Annotated in this window: 17 protein-coding genes; 13 read left to right on the forward strand and 4 right to left on the reverse strand. The window is 64.1% G+C overall.

Annotated features, from left to right (window positions below; all coding sequences use genetic code 11):
• Nucleotides 1-148 precede the first annotated feature (148 nt).
• From MUN81_RS02155 to MUN81_RS02195, 9 genes are all read left to right on the forward strand, one after another.
• Nucleotides 149-1,411: an ABC transporter ATP-binding protein gene (locus MUN81_RS02155; RefSeq protein ID WP_245114756.1), complete on the forward strand. Its 1,263-nt coding sequence runs from the start codon at nucleotides 149-151 to the stop codon at nucleotides 1,409-1,411.
• 39 nt (nucleotides 1,412-1,450) lie between these two features.
• Complete coding sequence (locus tag MUN81_RS02160) at nucleotides 1,451-2,341, forward strand: FkbM family methyltransferase (RefSeq protein WP_245114757.1); 891 nt, start codon at nucleotides 1,451-1,453, stop codon at nucleotides 2,339-2,341.
• 10 nt (nucleotides 2,342-2,351) lie between these two features.
• Entirely contained in the window at nucleotides 2,352-3,407 is a 1,056-nt protein-coding gene (locus MUN81_RS02165; RefSeq protein ID WP_245114758.1) for a glycosyltransferase family A protein, read from the forward strand.
• Nucleotides 3,404-4,369: a glycosyltransferase gene (locus tag MUN81_RS02170; protein WP_245114759.1), complete on the forward strand. Its 966-nt coding sequence runs from the start codon at nucleotides 3,404-3,406 to the stop codon at nucleotides 4,367-4,369. The genes MUN81_RS02165 and MUN81_RS02170 overlap by 4 nt, the downstream gene beginning before the upstream one ends.
• A 197-nt stretch (nucleotides 4,370-4,566) precedes the next feature.
• A complete protein-coding gene (locus MUN81_RS02175) occupies nucleotides 4,567-5,589 on the forward strand; it encodes a glycosyltransferase (protein WP_245114760.1) in 1,023 nt (340 codons plus the stop codon).
• 70 nt (nucleotides 5,590-5,659) lie between these two features.
• Nucleotides 5,660-6,640, forward strand: a complete 981-nt coding sequence (locus MUN81_RS02180; RefSeq protein WP_245114761.1) for a glycosyl transferase — start codon at nucleotides 5,660-5,662, stop codon at nucleotides 6,638-6,640.
• Nucleotides 6,641-6,764: 124 nt separating this feature from the next.
• Nucleotides 6,765-7,847 (forward strand): glycosyltransferase, encoded by a 1,083-nt coding sequence (locus MUN81_RS02185; RefSeq protein ID WP_245114762.1) that lies wholly within the window; start codon nucleotides 6,765-6,767, stop codon nucleotides 7,845-7,847.
• Nucleotides 7,840-8,961, forward strand: a complete 1,122-nt coding sequence (locus MUN81_RS02190; protein ID WP_245114763.1) for a glycosyltransferase family 61 protein — start codon at nucleotides 7,840-7,842, stop codon at nucleotides 8,959-8,961. Before MUN81_RS02185 ends, MUN81_RS02190 begins: the two co-directional genes overlap by 8 nt.
• 71 nt (nucleotides 8,962-9,032) lie before the next feature.
• Complete coding sequence (locus MUN81_RS02195; protein WP_245114764.1) at nucleotides 9,033-9,932, forward strand: ABC transporter permease; 900 nt, start codon at nucleotides 9,033-9,035, stop codon at nucleotides 9,930-9,932.
• A gap of 23 nt (nucleotides 9,933-9,955) precedes the next feature.
• Here the strand turns inward: MUN81_RS02195 and MUN81_RS02200 are convergent, their stop codons facing one another.
• Nucleotides 9,956-10,408: a GNAT family N-acetyltransferase gene (locus MUN81_RS02200; RefSeq protein WP_245114765.1), complete on the reverse strand. Its 453-nt coding sequence runs from the start codon at nucleotides 10,406-10,408 to the stop codon at nucleotides 9,956-9,958.
• A 146-nt stretch (nucleotides 10,409-10,554) separates the two neighbouring features.
• Here MUN81_RS02200 and MUN81_RS02205 point away from each other — a divergent pair, with 146 nt between their 5' ends.
• Nucleotides 10,555-11,955 carry a PQQ-dependent sugar dehydrogenase gene (locus MUN81_RS02205; protein ID WP_245114766.1) on the forward strand — a complete coding sequence of 467 codons (1,401 nt, stop codon included), beginning with the start codon at nucleotides 10,555-10,557 and terminating at the stop codon, nucleotides 11,953-11,955.
• A 79-nt stretch (nucleotides 11,956-12,034) separates the two neighbouring features.
• On the opposite strand, the gene MUN81_RS22665 is transcribed toward MUN81_RS02205, so the two are convergent.
• Together MUN81_RS22665 and MUN81_RS02225 are read right to left on the reverse strand one after the other, a co-directional pair.
• On the reverse strand, nucleotides 12,035-14,479 hold the full coding sequence (locus tag MUN81_RS22665; protein ID WP_280638251.1) for a T9SS type A sorting domain-containing protein: 2,445 nt from the start codon (nucleotides 14,477-14,479) through the stop codon (nucleotides 12,035-12,037).
• Nucleotides 14,403-14,813, reverse strand: coding sequence for a hypothetical protein (locus tag MUN81_RS02225; protein ID WP_245114767.1), 411 nt, complete (start codon nucleotides 14,811-14,813; stop codon nucleotides 14,403-14,405). Before MUN81_RS02225 ends, MUN81_RS22665 begins: the two co-directional genes overlap by 77 nt.
• 213 nt (nucleotides 14,814-15,026) lie before the next feature.
• Here MUN81_RS02225 and MUN81_RS02230 point away from each other — a divergent pair, with 213 nt between their 5' ends.
• Nucleotides 15,027-17,666: a gliding motility-associated C-terminal domain-containing protein gene (locus MUN81_RS02230; protein WP_245114768.1), complete on the forward strand. Its 2,640-nt coding sequence runs from the start codon at nucleotides 15,027-15,029 to the stop codon at nucleotides 17,664-17,666.
• Nucleotides 17,667-17,760: 94 nt separating this feature from the next.
• Here MUN81_RS02230 and MUN81_RS02235 read toward each other — a convergent pair whose 3' ends face one another.
• Complete coding sequence (locus MUN81_RS02235) at nucleotides 17,761-18,747, reverse strand: cation diffusion facilitator family transporter (RefSeq protein WP_245114769.1); 987 nt, start codon at nucleotides 18,745-18,747, stop codon at nucleotides 17,761-17,763.
• A 275-nt stretch (nucleotides 18,748-19,022) separates the two neighbouring features.
• Between MUN81_RS02235 and MUN81_RS02240 the strand changes: the two genes are divergently transcribed.
• Both MUN81_RS02240 and MUN81_RS02245 read left to right on the forward strand, forming a co-directional pair.
• Nucleotides 19,023-20,345 (forward strand): Nramp family divalent metal transporter, encoded by a 1,323-nt coding sequence (locus tag MUN81_RS02240; protein ID WP_245117359.1) that lies wholly within the window; start codon nucleotides 19,023-19,025, stop codon nucleotides 20,343-20,345.
• 92 nt (nucleotides 20,346-20,437) lie between these two features.
• Nucleotides 20,438-22,897 (forward strand): TonB-dependent receptor, encoded by a 2,460-nt coding sequence (locus tag MUN81_RS02245; RefSeq protein ID WP_245114770.1) that lies wholly within the window; start codon nucleotides 20,438-20,440, stop codon nucleotides 22,895-22,897.
• Nucleotides 22,898-22,927: the final 30 nt, after the last annotated feature.

Raw genomic sequence — 22,927 nt, forward strand, 5'->3', positions numbered from 1 at the left:
GTGCCGGGCAGCGGGGCCCGCCGGCTGGGTTTGCCGCGTATCTTCGCCGGCCGCAACCGGGTGCTTTTTGTGGCTTTGCCAAGACGGTATAGTACCGGGCGGGGTGGCTTGGACCGGGCCCGGCGGCTTTTTCTTTTTCGATTTCTCCATGAGCATCCCGGCCGCCTTACAAGTTGAGCACCTGGGCAAGCTGTACCGCTTGGGCGAGGTAGGCACCGGCACGCTCAGCCAGGACCTAAACCGGGCCTGGGCCCGCCTACGCAAGCGCGAAGACCCCTACGCCAAAATCGGCGAAGCCAACGACCGCAGCCAGAAAGGCGACAGCGACTTCGTATGGTCGTTGCGCGACGTGAGCTTTGCTGTGCCGCAGGGCGAAGTAATGGGCATCATCGGGCCGAACGGCTCGGGCAAGTCGACCCTGCTCAAGATTTTGAGCAAGGTCACTGCGCCCACCACCGGCCGCGTGAAGCTGCGCGGCCGGGTGGCCTCGCTGCTGGAAGTGGGCACGGGCTTCCACCCGGAGCTGACGGGCCGCGAAAACGTGTTCCTCAACGGCGCCATTCTGGGCATGAGCAAGGCCGAGATTCGTGCCAAGTTTGACGAAATAGTGGATTTCTCGGGCGTGGAGCGCTACATCGACACGCCCGTGAAGCGCTACAGCAGCGGCATGTACGTGCGCCTGGCCTTTGCCGTGGCGGCGTTTCTGGAACCCGAAATCATGATAGTGGACGAGGTGCTGGCCGTGGGCGACGCCGAGTTTCAGCGCAAGTGCCTGGGCCGCCTGCAGGAGGTGAGCCGCAACGACGGCAAAACGGTGCTCTTCGTAAGCCACGACATGAATGCTGTGCAGAACCTTTGCACCCAGGCGCTACTGCTGGAGCAGGGCCGGGTGGCCCACCTCGGGCCCACCGCTCACACCATTGCCCACTACGCCCACGCCCGTAAGCTGCAGGCCGGCGAGCAGTGGCACCGCCCCAATGCCCCCACCAAGGCCCTGAAGCTGACCGACGTGGAACTGACCGGCCTGACGCAGGACGAGAAAAACTGCCGCTTTACCCTGGCGCTGACGTACTCCCACAACGCGCCGCACCCGGCCGCCTTCATCGCCATCGACGTGGCCGACAGCGCCGGCAGCCCGCTCATGCAGGCCCTGCCCACGCTCGACAAGTTTTTGGTTTACAACCCCGCCGGCCCCACCGCCCTGCGCGTGCGGGTCGAGCTGCCGCCGCTGGTGCCCGGCGAGTACTACCTGAGCTTCTGGGCCGGCAACCACAATACCGATACCCTCGATTTTGAAGAGCAGATTGTGCGCTTCGACATCATTGCCTCGCCCACCAAGGGCCGGACTTTTCCGCACACCCGCGACCACGGCGCCATTGTGCCGTATGCGGAGGTGCTGGGCCGGCACTAGGCAGCCGGCCGCCCTCTGTTGCTTACGCTGCGCCCGCCCATGACCCTCCCGACCACCATCCGCAACACCTTTGATAAGTGGAGCCTGGCCGAAGCCTTGCGGCTGGCCACGGCCACGGCGTGGCACCGGCTTACCGGCCGCAATGACAAGATTCTGCAGGAAAACCTGCTGGTCAATGAGTTGAAAGTGTGCGGTTACCGCGTTACGAGCGAGCAGGACTGCTTCGTGCTGGAGCACGCTGAGCTGGGCATCAAGGTGTGGTGCCGCAAGTTCTCCAGCGACCTGCACGTGCTTTGGCAGCTCTACCTGCGCCACGAGCTGAGCCCGCTCATCGACCTCATCAACGCCCGGCAGTTGCCCGTGCGCACCGTGTTCGACATCGGCAGCAACATCGGGCTGGCAGCCATCCGACTGAGCCACGCCTTCCCGCAGGCCCGCATTGTTGCTGTGGAGCCCGCGCCGGACAACTTTCGCATTCTGCAGAAAAACATTGCCGCCAACGCTGTGCCAGCTGTGCTGCTGCCCACGGGCGTGTGGCACAAGGCTGCCCGGCTGTATTTCGACCGCTCGTTTCGCGACGGCCAGGACTGGTCCATTGCCCTGACGGAAGAGCCCACCGGCAACCTTGCCGAATACGTGGACGCCGTGAGCATCAACGAAATTGCCGCGCAGCATGGCGTCACGTCCATCGACCTGCTGAAAATCGACATCGAGGGCGGCGAGCGGTACATTTTCAACGAGGCCCGCGAGGGGTTGGCGTTTCTGGCCATCACCCGGGTGGTGGCCATTGAGGTGCACGAGGAGTTCGGGGTTGAAGAACGCATCCGGGCCATTTTGCAGGAGGCCGGCTTCAGCATCAGCCAAAGCGGCGAATACCTGGTGGGCGTGCGCGAAGGGGCGGCGCTTCCACCCAATGCGCTTCACTCCTAACCGCTGACCGATGCCTGCTGCTGTTGTGCCGTTGGTGAGTGTGGTGATGCCGGTGTACAACTGCGCGCCTTACGTGACGGAGGCCGTGATGAGTATTCTGAATCAAACGTTTACCGACTTCGAACTGCTGATTTTCAACGACGGCTCTACCGACGGGAGCGGCGCGGTGCTGCGCGGCTTCGCCGACCCGCGCATTCGCCTCTTCGACTACGCTGAAAACGTGGGCTACGTGGCCCACCTCAACCACGCGCTGGAACTGGCCCGCGGCACCTACCTGGCCCGCATGGACGCCGACGACGTGGCCGACCCCGACCGCCTGGCCCGGCAGGTGGCTCTGTTGCAGGCCCATCCCGAAGTGGGGCTGTGCGGCACGGCCTACCGCGAGTTTGGCAGCCGCCAGGGGCTAGTGGCGGTGCCCGAAACCGATGCCGAAATCCGGCGCTGGATGTTGCGCAGCAGCCCCTTCGGCCACCCCACTGTGCTGCTGCGGAAAGACGTCGTGCTTGAAAACTGCCTGCGCTACGACGCCGCTGCCATGCCCGCCGAAGACTACCGCCTCTGGTACGAGCTGAGCCGGGTGACGCAACTGGCCAACCTGCCCGAGCCCCTGCTGGCCTACCGCGTGCACTCCACCCAAACCAGCCAGGTGCTCACCGCCCGGCGCCTGGCCAGCGTCGACGAAACGCGCCGCCGCCAGCTGCTAGACAAAGGCTTCAAGCTTACGCCCGCCGAGTGGGAGGGGTACCTGCGCATTCTGGACCGCTCTACCCGCCCGCGCACCGCCCACGACTTGCAGCAGCTGCTGGCCATCATGCACTCCATTGCCAGCCAGAATGCCCGGCTGCAAGCCTACCCGGCCGCGTGGTTTGAGGAAATGTTTGCCGCGGCCTGGCAAGATGCCGTCATCGCCATTGAGCACCACGACTGGGCCTACGCGCGGCCGGTGCTGCTGGCCCCCAAGCCCTTTCCGGACCCGCTGAGCCCGGTGTCCCGCCTCAAGCTGCTGGCAAAATGCGCCGTGGGCTGGCGCGTGGCAAGCCATTCATCTTCAACTTCTGCCACATGAGTCTGGTAAGCATCATTGTGCCGTGTCGCAACTATGGCGCCCTGCTGCCCGAAGCCCTGGACTCGGTGCTGGCCCAAACCCACGCCGAGTGGGAGTGCCTGGTGGTGGACGACGGCTCGACGGACTCGACGCCCGCCGTGGCGGCCCGGTACGCGGCGCGCGACCCGCGCATGCGCTACCTGCCCCGGCCCCACTTGGGCGCATCGGCGGCGCGCAACCACGGCCTGCGCGAAGCGCGGGGCCGGTTCATTCAGTTTCTGGATGCCGACGACCTGCTGCCGCCGCGCAAGCTGGAGGCGCAGCTGGCTTACCTGGCCGCGCACCCCGCCGTGGACGTGGTGTATGGCGACGTGCGCTACTTCCGCCACGGCGCGCCGGCCGAGCTAAGCCGCTCCTTCGATATGCAGGACAGCACCGCGTGGTTTGTGCCCCTGCACGGCACCGGGGCGGCGGTGCTGCGCCCGCTGCTGGCCGAAAACCGGGTGGTCATTCACGCGCCCTTGCTGCGGAGGTCGGTGTTCGAGGCCGTGGGGGCGTTTTCGGAGCGGCTGGGTGCTGTCGAAGACTGGGAGTTCTGGCTGCGGTGCGCGGCCGGCGGGCAGGTGTTCGACTACCAGGACCTGCCCGGTACCTGCACTCTGGTGCGCGTGCACCCGCGCAGCACCAGCCAGGACCGGGCCCGCGTGGTGGCCAACGTGGAGCGCCTGCGCGTGCACCTCAAGCCCCTGCTCGCTGCCTTCGGCGATGCCGGCCTGTCGGCCCTGAACCAAACCTTGCTCAATGACATCCGGTTGGAGAATGCGGGCTACTACATGCAGCACGGCGAGGTGCGACGCGGACTGCTGGGATTCACGCGCTTAGCCCTCGACACGGGTCAATACCTGACTGGTTTGCGAAACGTAGCTTATTGGATAAGATTTTGCCTGCGAAAAGCAATAAAAAAAAATAATAAATCAATATAATTTGGCCTTGCGTTAAGCGTTGCCGTATTTTTGAAGCCGCGTAACCACCCAATTGGTTTTCCGCTTTGGCACGGCTACGCACCACTGCAGCTTCTCCGCTGCCTACACTTTGCCCATCTGGCTAGTGGTATTGCCCGGTGGTGCGTGCCTGGCCACCATCATCCTTGCCTGTCGCTCCGCCGGCTGTTGCCTTCTGCATGAACACTCCCGATACGGAACGTTACCCACAAACGCCACCATCCATTGCGCCCTTGCCCGACGCACCCGGCCGGCCCCGCTGGTCGGTGATGATTCCGGCCTACAACTGCTCAGCCTTCTTGCCCGATGCGCTGAAAAGCGTGCTGGCCCAGGACATGGGCCCGGAGCTGATGCAGATAGAGGTGGTGGATGACGCCAGCACCGATGCCGACGTGCAGGCGCTAGTGGAAGCCCACGGCCACGGCCGGGTGAGCTATTTCCGGCAGCCGCGCAACGTGGGCAGCATCCGCAACTTCGAAACCTGCATCAACCGGGCCCAGGGCCACATCGTCCACATTTTGCACGGCGACGACCGCCTGATGCCCGTGGCGCCCGGGGCCACTGGGTTTTACCAGAAAATGGACGAGCTGCTGGAACGTTACCCCCAAGCGGGCGCCGCGGCCTGCCACTACGCCTACATCAACGAGGCCGGGCGGCTGAACGGGATTCCGGCCCGCCTAGCCGAGGAGGACGGTTTGCTGGAGGACTGGCTGCTGCGGCTGGCCAAGCAGCAGCAGCTGCAGTACGCCTGCACCGTGGTGCGGCGCCGGGTGTATGAGGAGCTGGGCAGCTTTTATGGCAACAGCTACGGCGAGGACTGGGAAATGTGGGTGCGCATTGCCCGGCACTTCCCCGTGGCCTACACCCCCGACACGCTGGCCCAATACCGGGGCCACGGCCAGTCTATCTCCTGGACCAAGCTCATGTCGGGCGAGTTGGTGACCGACATGGTGCAGGTAATCGGCCGCATTCAGGAGCACGTGCCGGCGGCGCAGCGCAAGGCGGTGGCCGATTTTTCGGGCAAGTTCTACGCGCACTTCGTCATCACCACGGCCTACGAGCTGGCCGAGCGCAGCCAGGACTGGGGCATGGTGTACCGGCTGGTGAAAAAGTCATTGGAGCTGCACCGCGACGCCGCCATGTACCAAAAAGTGTTTCGAGCCTGGTTTAAGTACCAGCGCACCAAGCTCCTGGCTCGCTGAGGCCCGACCACGCTGTTGCGCAACCTGTGCCGGCGTTCTCCTTGCATTTCTTTGCTCAGCTGCTCCGGCTATGAAAGTTTCCTTCACCATTTGCTCGAACAATTACCTCGGCTCGGCCGCGGTGCTGGTCGACTCCTTTAAGCGGCATCACCCCGACTTTGAGGTGTATATCGGGCTTGTCGACCTGCTTTCTGACCAGGTGGACTACCCAGCGCTGGGCTGCACGGTGCTGCCCGTCACCGACATTGCCATGCCCGACCCGCGGGAGCTGAGCCGGAAATTCGACATCATCGAGCTCAGCACCACGGCCAAGCCGTACTACTTCCAGCACTTCTTTTTTCAGCTGGGCGCCACCCAGGCCATCTACCTCGACCCCGACATCGAGGTGTTTGCGCCCTTGGCCGCCGTGCAACAAGGTCTGGCGCAGGCCATGATTACGCTGACGCCCCACATGCTCACGCCCGTCGATGACGAGTTCTGGCCCAACGACGTGCACATTTTGCCCACCGGCGTGTTCAACCTGGGGTTTGTAGCGCTGGCCCGGCACCCGCAGCTGGCCTTTTTTCTGGATTGGTGGGCCGACCGCTGCCTGCAGTACGGCTTTCGCAACGCCAAAGAAGGCCTGTTCTACGACCAGGTCTGGATGAACTATGTCCCCACATTCTTTGAGTCATACTACATCATCCGCGATGCCGGTTACAACGTGGCCAACTGGAACCTGCACGAGCGCACGCTGCACCGCGATTCCGCCGGCAAGTGGTGGGTGAACGGAGGTGCCGAGCTGGCGTTTTTCCACTTCAGCCACTACAACATCAAGGCGCCGGACGTCATCAGCTCCTACCACAACCGGTTCACCTTTGCCAACCGGCCCGACCTGCTGCCGCTGTTCATCGAATATCGCCAGCAAGTGCTGGGCCACCGCGGCGAATTTCTGAAAACCCTGAAACCCTACTACGGCGAACTGCACCGGCAGGCCCTCAAGCCCAATTACCGTAGTTACACCGATGTGAAGCGCAGAGTGTTGCGCCGCCTGCGGGCTCTGCTCGATTAAGTTTTCCCCCACGGTGCCGCGTACCAACCAAGTCTGAAAGCGTTGCGCATTTGTTGCTATATTCTGCATAAATACGTGCCTTTGCTTGCGTTTAATGAAATATATTTGAGTTGTAGTTGCAATTATGCCAGAGAATAAGCTGGGTCTTTCTTTCCTTCTGTGCACCTACAATGGTGCGCCGCGGCTAGCAGAAACGCTGGCCTGTCTGGCTGCGCAGGAAAACCCGGCGGGCATTGCGTGGGAAATCATTTTTGTGGACAACGCCAGCACCGACAGCAGCGCCCAACTGGCGCGCGAGGCCTGGGAGGCGTTAGGAGCGCCCGCTCCGCTGCGGCAGCTGCACGAGTCCCGGCCGGGCTACAAAGTGGCCATGCAGCGCGCCATCGATGAGGTGCAGTACCGCTACGCCTGCATCGTCGACGACGACAACCGGCTGGCCCCCAATTATATGCGCATCGGTGTGGAATTGCTGGAAGCCCACCCGCAAATTGGGATTCTGGGCGGGCCCAACACGGCTACCTTCGAGGGCGAGGCCCCAGCGTGGTTTGCGGCCTTTCAGCACTGCTACGCCTCGGGGCCGCAGCTCGACCGCGTGGGCGGGGCCTTTGCGCCGCTGGCCGACGGGGCGGTGGGCCGCAACGTGCTGTGGGGCGCTGGCATGCTGGTGCGTGCCGACATCTGGCCGCGGCTGCGGGACGGCGGGTTTGCCAGCCTGTTTACGGGCCGCCAGGGCGAGGCCAACCTCACCGCCGGTGAAGACGACGAGTTGTGCTACGCCGCCCAGCTGCTGGGCTACGAGGTGTGGTACTCGTCGCGGCTGCACCTGCGCCACCACATGGCGCCGGCCCGCCTCACCGAGGACTACCGCGACCGGCTTTTCTACGCGTCGGCCCGGGCCACGCCCCGCCTCAACGCCTACCGCAACGCCCTGTGGGGCCGGCCCGACGGCTCCGTGCCCGCGAACCTGCTCAAAGACCTGGGCTACGCTGCCTGGGGCGTGGCCAAAAGCGTGTGCCGGCCAGCCTTTGTGCGCGCCTGGCTCACCAACAACCGACTGCCCCTGATGAACCAGCGCCACGCCTTGGCCGTGATGCGCGAAATGCTGTGGCACTTCGGCCAGGTGCGGGACTACTACGAGCGGGTGCGGCGCTTCCAGCAGCGCCTGCGCCCCACCCCCGCGGCCCCTAATCGCCTGACGTATGTATAAGCTGATAAAATACGTCGGGGACGCGCTGGTGAACCGAATTGCGCGGGCTTTGCCGGAGTGGCAGGGCGCGGTGGTCGAGGCCACGTTTCCGGCCCGGGCGGCTTACCGCCCTTCGCCGCCCGCCAACGAGGCCATGCTCACGCGCGCCTTGGTGGCCCGGCTCACGGTGCCGGTGCACTTTCAGCCCTATCACATCTACTCGCTGCGCAACGTGCACGTGACCTGGGACGGCGCCGTGTTCAACAACTTTCGGCTTTTTGAGCCCAGCATTGTGCGCCGCCGTTTCCTGAGCCGGTTTCAGGACACGCTGCTGCTGCGCCAGTGGGTGGGCGAGAAGGTGAAGGTGAGCGGGACCGAAATTGCCGTGTGCCACAACCAGTGGTCGACGGAAAACTACTACCATTGGCTGATTGACAGCCTGCCCCGCCTGCTGGCGCTGCGCAGCCGCTACCCGGGCATGAAGCTGCTGCTGCCGCGGGTGTCGGCGCTGCACCCGGTGCCGGAGTTTATTTCGACCAGCGCCCGCCTGCTGGGCTTCACCGACCACCTGCCCCTCAACCCCCGCCAGATTTTGAGCGCCCAAACCGTGATTCTGCCCGACCTCACTGCCACCTCGCTCACCCAGCGCCCCGAGCTGGTGCGGCAGGTGCGCGATGAGCTGCTGGCCGCCCTGTGCCCCGAGCCAGTGCGCCCGTTCCGGCGGGTGTACGCGGCGCGGGCGGCGGGCTTTCCGCGCAATTTGCTCAACGAGCCGGAGGTGGAAGAGTGGCTGCAGCAAGAGGGCTTCGAAAAAGTGTATTTTGAGCACCTGAGCCTGCAGGAGCAGGCCAGCCTGATGCGCGAAACGGAAGTGCTGCTGGCCGTGCACGGTGCCAACATGACCAACCTCCTGTTTCTGCCCGCCACCGCCCGGGTGGTGGAGATTCACAACAAAGAATACAGCGACCCCTGCTACCTGCGGCTGGCATCGTGCATCGGCCTAAAATTCTACGTATGCCCCTGCGTGGGCGTCGACGCGCGCCTGCGCAACCAGTCGGACGTACTGGTCGACATTGGGTTGCTGCAGCGCGTTACTTTGCTTGCGCTGTCCAGCACCCGCGAAATGTTGGCCTGAGCACCCCGCTGCCCCGTGCCTTGTCCGGGCCGGCCAATGGGCCAAGTTGCCCCGAACCACTTCATCCCTACGTGAATACAGACCTCCGCACGCCCCCGGCACCTGCGCGCGCCGCTGCCGCCGAAGACCCCGCCGACCAGTGGACCGAAATCATTGAGCCGCAGCAGGGCCTGTTCCAGCTGGGGCTGGCGGCCGTGTGGCGCTACCGCGACCTGGTAATGCTGTTTGTGCGCCGCGATTTTGTGGCTTCTTACAAGCAGACCATTCTGGGGCCCATCTGGATAGTGGCGCAGCCGTTGCTCACCACGCTCATGTACCTGGTCATTTTCGGCAACATCGCCCGGCTCTCAACCGACGGCCTGCCGGCGCTGCTGTTTTACCTCTCGGGCGTCACCATCTGGAACTACTTTGCCCAAACCCTGACCGCCACGGCAGCCGTTTTCCGCGACAACGCGGCCATTTTCGGCAAGGTGTACTTCCCGCGGCTGGCCATGCCGCTGTCCATCGTACTGTCCAACCTCATTCGTTTTGCCGTGCAGTTTGCGCTGTTTCTGGCGGTATGGGGCTACTATTGGCTGACTACCCGCACGGTGCATCCTAATGCCTACCTGCTGCTGCTGCCCGTGCTGGTGGCGCTCATGGGCCTGCTTTCGTTGGGCATCGGCATGATTTTCAGCGCGCTCACTACCAAGTACCGCGACCTGGCCGTGCTGCTCGGCTTTGGCATTCAGCTGGCCATGTACGCCAGCCCGGTCATCTACCCCGTGTCGAGCGTGCCGGCGCACTACCGGTGGCTGTTGCAAGCCAACCCCATCACGCCCATCATCGAAACGCTGCGCTACGGCTTTCTGGGCTCGGGCACGTTTAGCTGGCACGGCCTGGCGCTGAGCGCGTTGCTGACCGTCGTCATCCTGCTGCTCGGCATCGTTATTTTCAATCGCACGCAGCGGAGCTTCACCGATACCGTGTAGCGTCATCGGAACTGGCCCAACGCCTAGCCGTAGGGATTGGCTTGCTTGATTTCCAGCCACCGGTCGGGCCGGTCCAGCGCCTGGTAGCCAAATTGTTGGTAAAGCGTGTGGGCGTCGTAGGTGGCCAGCAGGTGGCGGCGCAGGTTCTGCAGGTCGGGGTGGGCCTGCATCCGGCTCACCAGCCATTTGGAGAGGCCCCGGCCGCGGTGCGCGGGCAGCACAAACACGTCGCAGAGCCAGGCAAACGTGGCCCGGTCGGTCACCACGCGGCAGAAGCCGGCCTGGCTGCCATCGGGCGCATACAGGCCGAAATTGAGGGAGTGGGCAATGGCGCGCTCCACGGTGGCCCGCGGAATGTGCCGGGCCCAGTACGATTCCTCGCTCAGCCACCGGTGCACGGCGGCCACGTCGAGCCGGGCCGGGTCGGTGCTGAGGGAGTAGCCATCGGGCCGCGTTTCGGTGATGAAGTTAGGCATGAGCGGCAAAATGTGATGAGGGCAGGGAAGGCCGCAAGCTACAAACTCGTGGCCGTTGGCGGCGGTTGCACATCCGGAATCCGGACTGTCTCGTTAACAACTTCAGAGCCTTCACCTTCTACTGCTCACCGTATTACTCCACTACTATGAAAACGCTACGCTTTGCTGTGCTGGCCGTCTGGGCCGGCGCGGCGCCCCTGGCGGCGGCTGGGCAAGCGCCCGCGCTCAGCACCTTTGCCGTGGGCGGCACCACGGTCACGGTATCGGCCGTGGCCACCAACCTCGACATCGTGTGGGAGTTGGTGTGGGGCCCCGACAATTTTCTGTGGGCCACCGAGCGCTACGGCCGCATCAGCCGCATCAATCCGGCCACGGGGCAGGTGCTGCCGCTCCTCACGCTGCCCGATGTGACGGCGGTGGGCGAAAGCGGCCTGCTGGGCATGGCGCTGCACCCGCAGTTTTCCACCTCGCCTTACGTGTATGTGGTGTATAACTACACCGATGCCGGCGGGCTCAAGGAGAAAGTGGTGCGCTACACCTACTCGGCCACGGCCAATACCCTGACGGCCCCGCTCGTGCTGCTGGGCGGCATCACGGCCTTCAACACGCACAGCGGCTCGCGCCTGCTCATCCTGCCCGACCTCACGCTGCTCGTTACCACCGGCGATGCCTCCCAGGCGTCGTTGGCTCAAAACCCGGCCTCGCTCAACGGCAAAATCCTGCGCATGAACCTCGATGGCACCGTGCCGGCCGACAACCCCACGCCCAACAGCTTGGTGTACACGCTGGGCCACCGCAACCCGCAGGGGCTGGTGCGCCTGCCCAACGGCAACCTCTACAGTTCGGAGCACGGCCCCAACAACGACGATGAAATAAACAAGATTGAGGCCGGCCGTAACTACGGCTGGCCCGACGTGGAAGGCTATTGCGACCTCACCGCCGAAAGAACCTTTTGCGCCGCCAACAACGTGCGCGAGCCGCTCTATACCTGGACGCCCACCATTGCGCCCGGCGGGTTGGCCTACTACGACCACCCGGCCATCCCTGGCTGGCGCGGCAGCTTGCTGCTGGCCGTGCTCAAAGGCCAGCGCCTGCTGCAGCTGCCGCTTGATGCGGCCGGCGCCGCCATTACCGGGCCCACCGATTACCTGGCGGGGCAGTTTGGCCGGCTGCGCGCCATTTGCGTGTCGCCCGCCGGCAAAGTGTATGTAGGGACCAGCAACCTGCGTGGCCAGATAGGCAACCCTGCCGCCACCGACGACCGGGTTTTAGTGCTCGAAAACCGCTCGTTTGTGTCCGGCACGCGTGCTGCGGCCGGCTTCTCTTTTGACGTGTATCCCAACCCGGCCAGCCGCACGGCCACCGTGCGCCTGCCCGCCGGGGCCCGCCTCACTACTGTCCGTGACGTACTCGGCCGGGCCGTTATCACTGTGCCGGTTGGCACGCCGGCGGTCACCCTGGACCTGCGCGCGTTGCCGGCCGGCACCTACCTGGTCGAGGCCGACGGACCTGCCGGCCGCGCCACGCGCAAGCTGGTAGTGGAATAACCACCGCAGTTCTTACTACCCCCACACAAAAAAAGCCCCGGCACTCGCCGGGGCTTTTTGGGGTAAAGCAGCGCGGAGGCTATTCCAGCACCACCTTGCGGGTGAGCACCTGTTCGCCCATGGTCACGCGCAGCGTGTAGAGGCCGGCGGCCAGGTGGCGGGTCGAAAGCGTCTGCTCAGCAGTGCCGTTCAGGGCCTGGGTGCGCACGGTCTGACCCAGCGCATTCAGCAGCGTAGCCTGGCCAGCGCCCGTGGGGCCGCTCAGGCGCAGCGTGAGCTGGCCGGTGTTGCTCGGGTTGGGGTACACCAGCAGCGCTTCGGTATCGGCCTGGGCGCGGGTGGCCGTGGGCGTGCCGGCAATGGTGAAGGTGCCGGGGGCGTCGGAGCTGCCGTAGCCGCTGATGGCCACGTAGTAGCGCGTGCCCACCGTCAGGCCCGTGATGTTGATGGGGCCCACGTTCTGGTTGTTGCCGGGGCCAGCCTGGCAGAACACCTGCGTGAACGGACCCGCCGAGCAGCTCGGCGACGTGTACACGCGCACCGAGCCGGCGGCCGTGCCCGTGACGGTCATGGCGCGGGTGGCGGCGGTGGCGGTGAAGGCGTACCATACGTCCTTAGGTACGGCGGCCGGCGCGCAAGCCGGAATGTTGATGCCGTTCTGGAGGCTGGTGGTGGCGCCCACGTTGGAACCCGTGATGGTGGTGGTGCCCAGCGTGATGGCACCGCAGGGCTCGTCGTTGGCCGGGGCCGTGAGCGGCGTGGTGAAGCAGATGGGGCCTACAAACGTGCTGCTGCCGTTGGTGGAGCCGCAGTTCTGGCGCACGTAGAAGCAGTAGGTGGTGCTGGGGGTGAGGCCGGTGAGCGTGGTGGTGGTGCCCGAAATGTTGGTTACTGAAGTACCGGTGCCTGGCGTAAAGCCCTGCGGGCCATACTCAACATCGTAGGTGCCGGGCGTGCCGGCGGGCGCCACCCACGTCAGCTGGGCCGTGGTGTTGGTGAGGTTGCCGGCGGCGGGGCCGGTGGGCACCGCGCAGTTCGAGGGCGAGGTGGCGCACAGGCCAATGGGGCCAAACGTGTCGTTGCCGTACTCCCATACCCGTACGTAGAGCACTTCGCCCGGCGTGCGGCCCGTCAGGGCGATGAGCGAAAACAGGCCGTTCTGGCTGTCGTCGTCGTCGCACTCAATCTGGTTGAGGGTGGTGCAGGTGCCCGAGTACACGGCCATGCCGGTGTCGGTAACGGGGCCGCCCGTGCCCGAGGTTTCGAGCGTCACGGTGCCCGTGGCCGGTACCGTCACCTTAAACCAGATGTCGCCGCCCTGGTAGTCGGCCGTGCCGCCGCCGGTGGTGCAGTTCGTCGGAGCCGGGGCGCCCGTCGAAGCCGTGGCGGCCGTGTTGTTGCCCACGGTGGGCGCCGTGCAGCCCCCAAACTGAACGGGCACGTTGATGGCGCCGGCGCAGTCGTCGTTGGCGGGCGCCACAGCGGCCGTCGTGAAGCTGCCTGCGCTGGAGCGGGTGCTATTGCCGGCCGTGCCGCCGCAGTTTTGCGTCACGTAGAACTGGTAGCCCGTCAGGGGCGTCAGGCCGGTGAGGGTGAACGTGGTGCCGGTGGCCGTGGCCGTCGAGTACACGTTGGTGGACGAAGCCGGCAAAGCCGGGTTGAAGCCCGTGGGGCCGTACAGAATGGTGAAGGGGCCCGCCGGCGTGTTGGATACCCCGTAGGTCAGCACCGCCGAGTTGCTGGTCACGGTAGCGGCCAAGTTGCGCGGAGCGGGGCAGGCCGCGGGTGCGGCTGGCGTGAAGGTGTAGGTCTGGCCGGCAGCCGGCACCGTGGCAATGTTGCTGGTTTCGGTGGTAGAGCTAGCCACTGGCGCCGTGCTCGTGTTGTTCAGCGACAGGAACGAGCCGCTGCCGGTGCCTGCGCCGGCTAGGCCGATGGAGGCCGTGCTGGTGATAGCCGCCGGCTCGGGGCGATATACAAAGCGAACTAGGTTGGTGCCTTCCACCAGCTGCACTTGGAACGACAGCTGTGGGGCCGATGTAGCGCTGTGCTGGCGCCAGTTCAGCCACTGAAAAGTGAAGACGCGGCTACCGGCCGTGCCCGTGGTCTGGTACGAAGCTGTGCCGTTGACGCCGTCTAGGTCGTCCCAGTACGGCGCCACCATGGGCCGCGAAGCTGCGCTCACCGTGGCCAGGGCGTTGCTGTAGGCCGCCGTGCCATTGGCAGGGGCCGAGGAGTTAAAGGAAATCCAGCCGTTGGAGTTGGCGTACACCTGCGTGTACGTAACGCCGTCAAACACAAAGTTGAAGCCCAGCGGAATGGCTCCGGTAATGGCGTCGTCGGAGTTGATGGTGGTTACGGCCGTGGCCGTAGCGGGCAATGGCGTAAACGTGCCCGCGCTGGCCGCAAGGGTATACGTATCAACGGTCTGGGCCAGGGTGGGCCGGTTAAGCAGCAGCGCCGCCAGCAAGAGCAGCGCCCAGCCCAAAGGCCCGCGCCGCCGCGCATGTAAAGATGTATTCATGGGTGAAGGGAAAAAGGTAAAAAATGCGGGTGAAGTATGACGAGGCGTGGGCGGCCGGCGCGTTAAGGCCGACGGTATTAGCAGTGTAATGTAGGCAAAAAGCTTGACTGACGGCCGCCCGCGCCAGCCATTTTCCTGCTTGCAGATACAACCATGGCAGCAAATAAAGCGCATGATTGCGCGGAATTGCACTTTTGCCCCCAAAAATTAACTTCCTGCCCCTGAACGCGGTGAAGGGCTGCCGGCACTTGGCCTGTTTGCAAGGCACATAGCTACTGCGCAGTGCTTTCCATGCGCCAAATGCATCGCACGCAGTCCGTAAAAGCAAACGCATTAAAACTGCCGATTGGAACCCAAAGAAAAATCACAAATAAGTTCCATTTCGTCAAAAATTTGTGAAGTTTGGCCCTTAATTTGCTGTGGTAAAGAAGCATTTCAACGGCATATTTTGCCCTTGAGCCTTTCTACCTCTATCTTGGTTCGCCGATTCGTCGGAACCACCCTCAACCGTCTTTTTTCAACTCCCTTTCACCCCTTTTTTTCACCCATGAGAAAAATAATACACTCCTTCACCCTGCTGCTCTTCGCGTGCGGCCTGCTTTTGGGCAGCGCGCAGGAAGCACGGGCGTCGCACTTGTTGGGCGGCGACATGACCTACGTCTCGCTGGGCAATAACCAGTACCGCGTTAAGTTCCGCCTGTACCGCGACTGCTCCGGCATCACGCCCAGCGCCAACGACTTCGTGCTCTCCTGCCGCAACGGTGGCTGCAACGCCACGGCTACGGTCACGGCGCAGTTCGTGCAGCAGGGCGCCGTGGAAGCGGGCAACCCTTTCTGCTCCGCCGTCTCGTCCGGCCCGTGCCAGGGCCCGGCAGGCCTGCCCAACTACGATGTGTACAACTACCTGGCGACCGTGACCCTGACGCCGGGCAACTGGACGCTGAGCACCTTCTCCAACGCCCGCCCCACGCTGGCCAACGTGCAAGCCGGCGACATGTACGTGGAAGCCACCCTCGACAACCGCAACCAGGGCACGACCGCCGTGGCCAACAACTCGCCCCAGTTCGACCCCCAGGACATTCCGATTCAGTACGTGTGCTGGAAGCAGAACACGACCATCACCTACTCGGCCACTGAGCCCGACGGCGACTCTGTAGTGTACTCCCTGGCCGCCCCCCTGCGCGCCTGCGGCACCCCCGTTACATACAACACCTTCCCCGGCAGCGCGCGAGTGACCAAAATTCTGAGTCAGAATCCTCTCTGCGTGTATGACTTCCCGGGCTTGCCGACCGGCCTCTACAGCCCGACCAACCCCATTCAGCTCGGCTTCGACACGGTGGGCACCTGCCCTGTGAAGACTGGGGTGGTGCGCACGCTTACCTTCAACCAGCAGGCCCGTACCCTCTCCTTTGTACCGGGCGTTTTCGACGCCACGGCTCTGCCGAACTCGGGCAACAACAAGTACCAAATTGCCGTGCTCATCACCGAGTACCGTCGCATCAACGGCGTGCGTCGCGTCATCGGCACGGTGCGTCGCGAGGCCAACATCATCGTAATTGACTGCGGCCCGAACACCACGCCCAATCCCGTGACGGCCACGCCGGTAACGCCCAAGTCGGGTACCCAGACCGTGAACACGACTGATACCACGCGTATCGACGTGCGGACCTGCAACTACTCGCGTGTGGAGTTGAACTTCACCGACCCCGATAACCTGAAGACGCCCAGCGCCAACCAGCTGCTGACCGTGACGCTGCCCGCCAACATCAACACCGACCCCAACCTGCTGGATTCGGGCGATGTGGGTACTTTCAGCCTGACCGGCAACGGCACCACCAACCCCCGCGGCGTGTTCTTCTTCCAGCCCTCGCCCACCACGCTGGGCCGCACCATCCGCCTCAACATCCGCGTTGAGGACAACAACTGCCCCATCAAGGGCGTGCAAAACCGCGTAGTGGTAATTCGCATCTACAAAGGCTTTGTAGCCACGGCTTCGGCTATTGTGGGTGCCACGGGCATCGGCAACACCACGCCGGCGTCGAACGCCATCTGCCCCGGTGGCTCGCTCACGCTGCAAGGCGGTGTGGTACGTCCCGACTCGATTCGTCGCATCGCCACCAACACCACCCAGGCCCAGGTATACACTTACCAGTGGTCGGTAGCCAACGCCGGTGGCAACGGCCTGCCCGCTGTGACCACCACCCAGCAGATTGTGGTGAGCCCCACCGTGACGACCCGCTACCGCCTCACGGCTTCGCCCACGCTGGGCTTTGCTCAGGGCTCTTGTGGCGACACCACTTCTATCTTGGTGCGCGTGGTGCCCCAGCCTGTGGTGACGGCTTCCTCTTCCGTTCCATCAGCTTGCACGGGCACGTCGGTGACGTTGCGTGCCACGGCTACCCGCCCCACCGGCACCGGCAGCAACCTGAATGACACCTACACCTACACCTGGACGGGCCCGGGTCTGCCAGCGGCCGGCACCACCACAACCAATACCTCCATCCCCGTTACTCTTAACACGCTGGGTGCCAATACTTACACCGTGACTGCCCGCGGCGCTTCGCCCTATGCGTGCACCGCCACTTCCACCGTGCAGGTGCAGGGCCTGGCCGTTATCACCGCCAAGTTCGCGGCTGACTCGACGGGCGCCGCCGGTAAGTACGACAACCGCCCGCCGGTGACCTTCACCTTCACCAACCAGACCACGCCGGTTGTGGGCGCGGCCGGTGCCCCTACCACGTATGCCTGGACGTACCAGCGCTTCAAGGACCTGAGCAACTCTCCTGTGGCCGACCCCGTCGTGAACTTTAGCTCGGCAGCTGCTCCGGCTCCGCTGAAGCTCACCCAGGCTGGTTACTACCGTGTGCGCCTCACCACGTCGGTGACCGGCTCGAACAACCCCTGCGGCACGTTGGTGGCTGAGCGCATCGTGTTTGTACCCGACCTGCAGGTGCCGAACATCATCACGCCGAACGGCGATGGCCAGAACGACGTCTTCCGCATCTCGTCGGTCAACAGCACGACCAGCAAGGTGGAAATCTTCAACCGCTGGGGCCGCAAGGTGTACGAGCAAACCAACTACGCCAACAACTGGGGCGCCGACAATCAGCCCGCTGGCGTGTACTACTACCTGCTCACCGACAACAAAGGCGTGCAGACCAAAGGCTGGGTAGAAGTGGTGCGCTAAGCGCCGGCTACTTTCCGCCTTCACTCAAAAAAAGGGTGCCGCGATATTCGCGGCACCCTTTTTTTGTTTGATTAGCATTTAGGCCTGGTACTGCTTAAGCGAGGCGGTGGCGCTCGTTTTTGATGGCGTTCTGAATGGTCCAGGGTACTTCGTGGCGGAAGGGGTGTACGCGCACCGGGCACTCGGCCATGAGGCACAGCGAGCAGGCGGCGAACGTGCAGGGGTCGGCGTGCACGAACATTTCCACATCGACCGCAAACCGCGCCTTGATGAGCTCCTCGATGTCGAACAGCTGCGAATGCACTTCTTCGAGGGTGAAGTAGTAAGGCATTTGCATGTGGCAGTCGATGTGCAGGTTGGCGCCGTAGCGCTGCACGCGCAGGTTGTGCACGTCTATCCAGGGGGCCCGGCGCTGGGCTTGCAGTTCGGCAATAACCTCAGCCACGATGGCCGTATCGGTCTCGTCCATCAGCCCCGACACTGAGCGGCGGAGCATGCGCCAGCCGTTCACCAGAATGAAGCCGCCCAGCAGCAGGGCCGCGCCGGAGTCGAACCGGACAATGCCGGTGGCCGCCACCAGCACCAGCGCCCCCGACGAGACAATGGACGTGAGGGCATCGATGTAGAGGTGCTGCCCATCGCCCACCAGCGCCACCGATTTCAGGCGCTTGCCGGCGCGCACCAGGATGAGGCCCACCCCCAGGTTCACCACCGCAGTGCTGGCCAGCAGCGCCACGCCCCAGTCGGGCCGCGCCACGGGGTGGGGGTGTAGCAGCCCGCGCGAGGCATGGTACAGGATGAAGGCGCCGGCCATGAAAATCAACCCACCCTCAAAGCCCAGCGACAGGTTCTCGATTTTGCCGTGGCCGTAAGGGTGGTTTTCGTCCTTGGGCAGGCTGGTGAGGTAAAGGCTGTAGAGGGCAAACCCGCTCGTAAACACGTTGATGATGCTCTCCAACGCATCGGTGAGCACGGCCTGGGAGCGGGTGAGGTAGTAGGCGTAAAACTTGACGGCGACCAACCCGACGCTGACCCCGAGGGACAGCAAGCCAAAGCGGCGCTTGGTGGTGGAATGATTCATGCAAAAGGGGTTTCGGGGCAAAGGTCGGGCGCCCGGCGGCAACGGCATGGCCACCCTGCCCGGCCGCCGGCCGTACTGTGGGTTCTTAGCAGAAAAGACAACCCCGCACACGGGCCAGATAATTCGGGCACCGCCGCAAAACCTTTTTGAAGAAAACCTGTATTTAAGGCAGTCGAAAATAATTTTTAGGCTGGCCTAAAAATTAACGTAACTTTGTTTTGAACCAACCGCTTAACGTGCCACCCTCTACGCTTACCGAACCCGCTGTTGCGCCCATGGAAGCCGGCTGGCGCCACCCGCGCCGGGCCAATTCCCTGAGCGAGGTGTACGCCAGCATCAAGGTGCCGGGCGCCGATGCTTCCTTTTGGCGGAAGCTGATGGCTTTTTGGGGACCGGGCCTGATGGTGGCCGTGGGCTACATGGACCCCGGCAACTGGGCCACCGACCTGGCCGGCGGCTCGCGCTACGGCTACACGCTGCTGTCGGTGGTGCTGATTTCCAACTTGTTTGCCATGCTGCTCCAGCACCTGGCCGCCAAGCTGGGCATTGTGACGGGCCGCGACCTGGCCCAGGCCTGCCGCGACCACTACTCGCGCCCCGTGAGCCTGATGCTGTGGTTTTTGTGTGAAATCGCCATTGCGGCCTGTGACCTAGCCGAAGTCATCGGTTCGGCCATTGCGCTGAACCTGCTATTTGGGCTGCCGCTGGCTTGGGGCGTGGTGCTCACCACGCTGGACGTGCTGGTGGTGCTGTTTTTTCAAAACAAAGGCTTCCGCATCATCGAAAGCATCGTGGCGGGCCTTACGGTGCTCATTTTTGGGTGCTTTCTCTACGAAATAATTGTGTCGCGGCCCGATTGGGTGGCGCTGGCGCACGGGCTGGTGCCGCAGCCCAAGGTCATCACCACGCCGGGCATGCTATACGTGGCCATTGGCATTCTGGGCGCTACCGTGATGCCGCACAACCTCTACCTGCACTCCAGCATCGTGCAAACGCGGGCCATTGAGCAGACCGAGGCCGGCAAGCGCATGGCCATCAAGTTTGCTACCATCGACTCGACGGTGGCTTTGTTTGTGGCATTTTTCATCAATGCGGCCATTCTTATTCTGGCCGCGGCCGCCTTCAACCACCACGGCATGTATGAGGTGGCCAAAATACAGGATGCTTACAAGCTGCTGGCGCCGGTGCTGGGGGCGGGTGCGGCCAGCGTGCTGTTTGCGGTAGCGCTGCTGGCGTCGGGCCAAAACTCGACCTTGACCGGGACGCTGGCCGGGCAAATTGTGATGGAGGGCTTTCTCGACCTGAAGCTGCGGCCTTGGGTGCGGCGCCTTATCACGCGCATGGTGGCCGTGGTGCCGGCGCTGGTGGTGGCCATAGTGTATGGCGAAAGCGGAACTGAGAAGCTGCTGGTTTTCAGTCAGGTAATACTGTCGATGCAACTCAGCTTTGCGGTGGTGCCGCTGGTGCTTTTCACCAGCAGTCGGGCCAAGATGGGCGTGTTTGTGAACCGGCCCGCGGTGCGGGTGCTGGCGTGGTCGGTGTCGGCCATCATTCTGGCGCTGAATGCCTACCTGCTCTGGCAAACTGCTGTGGGCTAGGGTGGTGAAAGGAAAAAACAGCGAGTAGTTGCTACGCTTGCCTCACTGAGGACGAAGCACATCATTAAAACCGGATAATAATCTGGACGGCCATGAAACACCTGCTACTTGCGCTGCTGTTACTGCCGCAGTTGCTGTGCGCCCAGACCGGCACGCTGCGCGGCACCGTGCGCGACGAGCAGCGGCGGCCCGTGCCCTTTGCCAGCGTGGTGCTGCCGGCCGCAAGCATAGGTGCTACCGCTGATGGCGATGGACATTTCGAAATAGCCGCCGTGCCGGCCGGCCCGGCGCGGCTGGTGGCCAGCGCGGTGGGCTACACCACGGCCACGCGCGCCGCCACAGTGGCCACGGGCGGGGCAACGGAAGTGCAATTCGTGCTCGCGCCCGCCGCCGCGGCCCTCGCCGATGTGGTGGTGACGGGCGTGAGCCGGGCCACCGAAGTGCGGCGCAGCCCCGTGCCCATTGCCACGCTGGGCCGCCGCGAAATCAGCCTCAACGCCAACACCAACGTGATTGACGCCGCCGTGCGTGGCATTCCGGGCCTGAGCGCCGTCACGACGGGCCCCAACGTGTCGAAGCCTTTTATTCGGGGCCTGGGCTATAATCGCGTGCTGACCCTCTACAACGGCTTGCGCCAGGAAGGCCAGCAGTGGGGCGACGAGCACGGCGTGGAAGTCGACGGCTACGACATCGAGCGGGTGGAAGTAGTCAAGGGCCCCGCTAGTCTGCTTTATGGTTCCGATGCCGTGGCCGGCGTGGTGAACCTGCTGCCCGCCCTGCCCAGCGGCCCCGAGGGCGAGCTGCACGGCGATGCGTTGGCCGAGCATCAGTCAAACAACGGCTTGGTGGGCAATTCGCTGGGGCTGAACTACCAAAAAAATGGCTTTCAAACCAGTTTTCGGGCCAGCCACCGCCTGGCGCGCGACTATCGCAACAGCGTGGACGGCCTGGTATATAACACCGGCTTTCGGGAGCTGACGCTGACCGGAATGGCCGGCGTGAGCAAGGCCTGGGGTAGCTCGCATTGGTACCTCACGCTCTACGACAACCGCCAGGAAATCCCGGATGGCAGCCGCGACTCGCTCAGCCGCCGCTTCACGCGGCAGGTGTTTGAAAGTGGGCTGGATGACATCAAGAATCGTCCGCTGGTGAGCGACGAAGACCTGCATTCCTACACCATTGCGCCGCTGCACCAGCGCATTCGCCACTACCGGGTGTTCACCAAAACGCAGGTGCGCCTGGGGGGCGGCGAGCTGCACCTGCTGCTGGGCGCCCAGCAAAACCAGCGCGAAGAGTTCAACCACCCCACGGCGCCAGCCCAGGCGGGCCTGGCCCTGCGCCTCAGCACCTACACCTACGACGTGCGCTACCACCTGCCCGCCTGGCACGGCCTCGAAGCCAGCTTGGGCAGCAATGGGATGGGCCAACTCAACCGCCACCAGAACGCCACCGATTTTCCCATTCCCAACTACGATTTGCTGGACGCTGGCGGCTTTTTGCTGCTGAAGAAGGCCTTTGGCAAGCTGGAAGTGAGCGGCGGCATGCGCTACGACACCCGGCTGGTGACGTGGTCAGATTTTTACGTGGCGCCCAATCCTGCCACTGGTTTCGATGGCGCCAGCGGGCCCCGTACGCCCGACGCCGCGCTGCAATTTCCGGCGTTTCGGCAGCGCTACCGGGGCGTGTCGGCCAGCCTGGGGGCCAGCTACGTGGCCACCGAGCGCCTCACGCTGCGCGCCAATCTGGCCCGCGGCTACCGCGCCCCCAACATCCCCGAAATCGGCTCCAACGGCCTCGACCCCGGCGCCCACATTGTGTACCTCGGCAACCGGAGCTTTCAGCCGGAATTTAGCTGGCAGCAGGACGTGGGCGTGCTCTGGCACCAGCCCGAGCTCGACGCTTCGGTGGAGCTGTTCCACAACTATGTGCAGAACTTCATCTACCAAGGCCGCTTGCTGAACGCCGCCGGCCAGCCCGTCGTCATCGTGCCGGGCAACACCACCTACCAATTTCAGCAGGCTGCCGCCCGCCTCTACGGCCTCGAAGCCAGCCTGAACTGGCGCCCGGCCGCCTTGCCCTGGCTGGCCTGGAACAGCAGCGCTGCTTACGTGAACGGCCAAAACGCCGCCTCGACGGCGCCCGAGCACCTGGCCGCAGCAGCGCGCTACCTGCCCCTCATTCCGCCGCTGCGGGCGCGTACGGAGGTGCGCGTCACGCTGCCGGCGCAGGCGGGCCGGCTCACGGGTACCTACTTCCGGGCCACCGTGGACGGCAGCGCGGTCCAAAACCGTTTCTACGCCCTCGACAACACCGAAACCGCCACCGCCGGCTACGCGCTGCTGGGCCTGGGCGCGGGCACCACCTACGCCAACCGCGCCGGCCGCGGCGTGGCGCAGCTCATTGTGCAGGTTGATAACGTGTTCGATACGGCCTACCAGGCCCACCTCAATCGGCTGAAATACTTCGAATACTACGCCGGCTCGCCCACCGGCCGCACGGGCATCTACAACCCCGGCCGCAACGTGGGCGTGAAAGTGCTGGTGCCGTTTTAGGAAACAACCGGCGGGGTTAGGCCGAAGAAA

The sequence above is a fragment of the Hymenobacter sp. 5317J-9 genome, assembly GCF_022921075.1.
Classification (GTDB): Bacteria; Bacteroidota; Bacteroidia; order Cytophagales; family Hymenobacteraceae; genus Hymenobacter.

Coding starts and splice junctions, on each gene's coding strand:
- MUN81_RS02155 (WP_245114756.1), top strand. CDS start 149: ATGAGCATCCCGGCCGCCTTACAAGTTGAGCACCTGGGCAAGCTGTAC.
- MUN81_RS02160 (WP_245114757.1), top strand. CDS start 1,451: ATGACCCTCCCGACCACCATCCGCAACACCTTTGATAAGTGGAGCCTG.
- MUN81_RS02165 (WP_245114758.1), top strand. CDS start 2,352: ATGCCTGCTGCTGTTGTGCCGTTGGTGAGTGTGGTGATGCCGGTGTAC.
- MUN81_RS02170 (WP_245114759.1), top strand. CDS start 3,404: ATGAGTCTGGTAAGCATCATTGTGCCGTGTCGCAACTATGGCGCCCTG.
- MUN81_RS02175 (WP_245114760.1), top strand. CDS start 4,567: ATGAACACTCCCGATACGGAACGTTACCCACAAACGCCACCATCCATT.
- MUN81_RS02180 (WP_245114761.1), top strand. CDS start 5,660: ATGAAAGTTTCCTTCACCATTTGCTCGAACAATTACCTCGGCTCGGCC.
- MUN81_RS02185 (WP_245114762.1), top strand. CDS start 6,765: ATGCCAGAGAATAAGCTGGGTCTTTCTTTCCTTCTGTGCACCTACAAT.
- MUN81_RS02190 (WP_245114763.1), top strand. CDS start 7,840: ATGTATAAGCTGATAAAATACGTCGGGGACGCGCTGGTGAACCGAATT.
- MUN81_RS02200 (WP_245114765.1), bottom strand. CDS start 10,408: ATGCCTAACTTCATCACCGAAACGCGGCCCGATGGCTACTCCCTCAGC.
- MUN81_RS02205 (WP_245114766.1), top strand. CDS start 10,555: ATGAAAACGCTACGCTTTGCTGTGCTGGCCGTCTGGGCCGGCGCGGCG.
- MUN81_RS22665 (WP_280638251.1), bottom strand. CDS start 14,479: ATGAATACATCTTTACATGCGCGGCGGCGCGGGCCTTTGGGCTGGGCG.
- MUN81_RS02225 (WP_245114767.1), bottom strand. CDS start 14,813: ATGCGTTTGCTTTTACGGACTGCGTGCGATGCATTTGGCGCATGGAAA.
- MUN81_RS02230 (WP_245114768.1), top strand. CDS start 15,027: ATGAGAAAAATAATACACTCCTTCACCCTGCTGCTCTTCGCGTGCGGC.
- MUN81_RS02235 (WP_245114769.1), bottom strand. CDS start 18,747: ATGAATCATTCCACCACCAAGCGCCGCTTTGGCTTGCTGTCCCTCGGG.
- MUN81_RS02240 (WP_245117359.1), top strand. CDS start 19,023: ATGGAAGCCGGCTGGCGCCACCCGCGCCGGGCCAATTCCCTGAGCGAG.
- MUN81_RS02245 (WP_245114770.1), top strand. CDS start 20,438: ATGAAACACCTGCTACTTGCGCTGCTGTTACTGCCGCAGTTGCTGTGC.